At 69.8% G+C, this 2,393-nt stretch carries 4 protein-coding genes; 1 reads left to right on the top strand and 3 read right to left on the bottom strand.

Annotated elements, in window-relative coordinates; translation table 11 throughout:
* Positions 1-394: Tim44 domain-containing protein (locus ACR2JA_RS14875; RefSeq protein ID WP_434009859.1), on the top strand; the 394-nt coding region annotated here is incomplete at its 5' end.
* A 62-nt stretch (positions 395-456) separates the two neighbouring features.
* Here ACR2JA_RS14875 and ACR2JA_RS14870 read toward each other — a convergent pair.
* The 3 genes from ACR2JA_RS14870 to ACR2JA_RS14860 form a co-directional block, all read right to left on the bottom strand.
* The gene (locus ACR2JA_RS14870) at positions 457-1,731 is read right to left on the bottom strand and encodes an RNA polymerase sigma factor (protein WP_434009858.1); all 1,275 of its coding nucleotides are present in this window, start codon (positions 1,729-1,731) and stop codon (positions 457-459) included.
* 9 nt (positions 1,732-1,740) lie between these two features.
* Positions 1,741-2,151: a VOC family protein gene (locus ACR2JA_RS14865; RefSeq protein ID WP_434009857.1), complete on the bottom strand. Its 411-nt coding sequence runs from the start codon at positions 2,149-2,151 to the stop codon at positions 1,741-1,743.
* 11 nt (positions 2,152-2,162) lie between these two features.
* A partial coding sequence (locus ACR2JA_RS14860; protein ID WP_434009856.1) for a YciI family protein occupies positions 2,163-2,393 on the bottom strand: 231 nt, incomplete at its 5' end.

Genomic DNA, 2,393 nt, shown 5'->3' with positions numbered 1-2,393 from the left:
CGTGCCGGCCGCCGCCAGCATCCCGGCCGACTTTGACGTCAACGGCTTCGTGCGCAACGCCAAGGTGCAGTTCATCCGTCTGCAAGCGTCCAACGACGCAGGCAACCTGGACGACATCCGCGAGTTCACCTCGCCCGAAATGTTCGCCGAGATCCAGATGGACATCCGCGAGCGCAACGGCGCCACGCAGGAAACCCGCGTGATGGAACTGAACGCCGACGTGATGGAAGTGGCCGAAGACGGTTCGCGTTATGTGGTCAGCGTGCTGTTCACCGGCCGCGTGCAGGAAGACGGCGGCGCGCCCGACGAGATCAACGAGGTCTGGCACCTGACCAAGCCCCTGGCGGGCAGCGGTGGCTGGGTGCTGGCCGGTATCCAGCAGCGCAGCGCCTGATCATCCCCTTACTCCTCCGCTCGAAAGAGTGCCTCTTTGCCCCGGCCCTGGCCGGGGCTTTTTTATGGCGCCAGGCGTTTCACGCGGTCCATCAGGACCTGCCGCTCCCGGTCGTTGCCCGCCTGCTCCGCTGCCCGCAGGAACGCCGCGCGGGCTTCGTCGCGCCGGCCCAGCTTGTCCAGCAGGTCGCCCTGCACCGCGGGCAGCCAGTGGTAGCTCTGCAGGGCCTTGTCCTGCAACAGGGTTTCGACGATGGCCAGGCCCGCGGCCGGACCTTGTGCCATGCCCACCGCGACGGCACGGTTGAGCTCGACCACCGGCGAGGGCGCGACCCGCATCAGCTCGGCGTAGAGCGCGGCGATCTGTGGCCAGTCGGTGGCGGCGGCGCTCGGCGCGCGTGCGTGGCAGGCCGCGATCTGCGCCTGCAGGCGGTAGCGGCCCGCGGCTTGGCCCAGCGCCTGCGCACGATCCAGCGCGGCCAGGCCGCGGCGGATCAGCAGCCGGTCCCAGCGCTGGCGGTCTTGCTCGGCCAGCAGGATGGGGTGGCCGTCGCGGTCGGTGCGGGCCGCGGCGCGCGAGGCCTGGATCTCCATCAGCGCCAGCAGGCCGTGCACCTCGGCCTCTTGCGGCGCCAGCCTGGCCAGCATGCGGCCCAGGCGCAGGGCCTCGTCGCACAGCGCGGGGCGCATCCAGTCGGCGCCGCTGGTCGCCGTGTAGCCCTCGTTGAAGACCAGGTAGACCACTTCGAGCACCGAACCCAGGCGCTCGCCCAGCTGCCCGGGCGGCGGCAGTTCGAACGGCACCTGGGCATCGGCCAGCATGCGCTTGGCGCGCACGATGCGCTGCGCGAGGGTGGCCTCGGGCACCAGGTAGGCGCGCGCGATCTCGGCGGTGGAGAGCCCGCCAAGCAGCTTGAGCACCAGCGCCACGCGCGATTCGGGCGGCAGCACCGGGTGGCAGGCGGTGAACATCAGCCGCAGCAGGTCGTCACCAATGGCGGCGTGCTCGCGCGCGGTGTCCAGCGCATCGCTGAAGTCGGGCACCACGTGGGCCTCCAGCGCTTGCAGATCGGCGGCGATGTCGCCATGCCGGGCGTCGGCCATCTGGCGGTGGCGCAGGAGGTCGAGGGCGCGGTTCAGGGCGGTGGTCATGAGCCAGGCCGCGGGCTTGTCGGGCAGGCCGTCCAGCGGCCAGCGCTCCAGCGCAGCCACCAGCGCGTCCTGCGCCAGTGCTTCGGCCACGCCGACGTCGCGCACGCGCCGCACCACCGCCGCGGTGATGCGGGCGGACTCGATGCGCCAGACGGCGGCGATGGTGTCGTGGACCGTGACGTGCACGCGCGCGGACTACATCTGCTCGGGCGCCGCCGACTCATCCATCCAGAACACCTCCCACTGGTGCCCGTCGAGATCGGCGAAACCGTCCTGGACCATGAACCCGTGATCCTTGGGCTCCGGACCCCGGGTCGCGCCGGCGGCCACGGCCTTGCGCATCACCTCCTCCACCTCGGCACGGCTGTCCACCGACAGGGCCAGGATGACCTCGGTGCTCTGGTGCGCATCGCAGATGGGCTTCTGCACAAAGCCCTGGAAGAAGGGCTGGACCAGCAGCATGGCGTAAAAGTTTTCACCGATCTCCAGGCAGGCGCCCTGCTCGTTGGTGAAGCGCGGGTTGAACGAGAGGCCCAGTGCCTTGAAGAAGGCCTGCGAGCGGGCCATGTCCTGGATGGGCAGGTTGACAAAGATCTGGCGAAACATGGGGCTCTCCTTCAGGGTTGTGGGGCGATGCCGTCGATGGCTTTCATCTGGTCCAGCGCGGCGCTGGGCGGGAACTCGTCGAGCTCGATCAACTGTCGCAGCTCGATCACGGCGGGCTTGCCCTTGCCGGCGGGGTTCGGGAAGCGGAGGCTCCACTCCAGGGCTTCTTCGCGCGAGCGCACCTGGATCAGGGTGTAACCCGCGATCAGCTCCTTGGCTTCAGCAAACGGGCCGTCGATCAC

Source organism: Hydrogenophaga sp. (assembly GCF_051007235.1).
Lineage (GTDB): Bacteria > Pseudomonadota > Gammaproteobacteria > Burkholderiales > Burkholderiaceae_C > Hydrogenophaga.
This window is presented reverse-complemented; position numbering and strand designations above follow the sequence as displayed.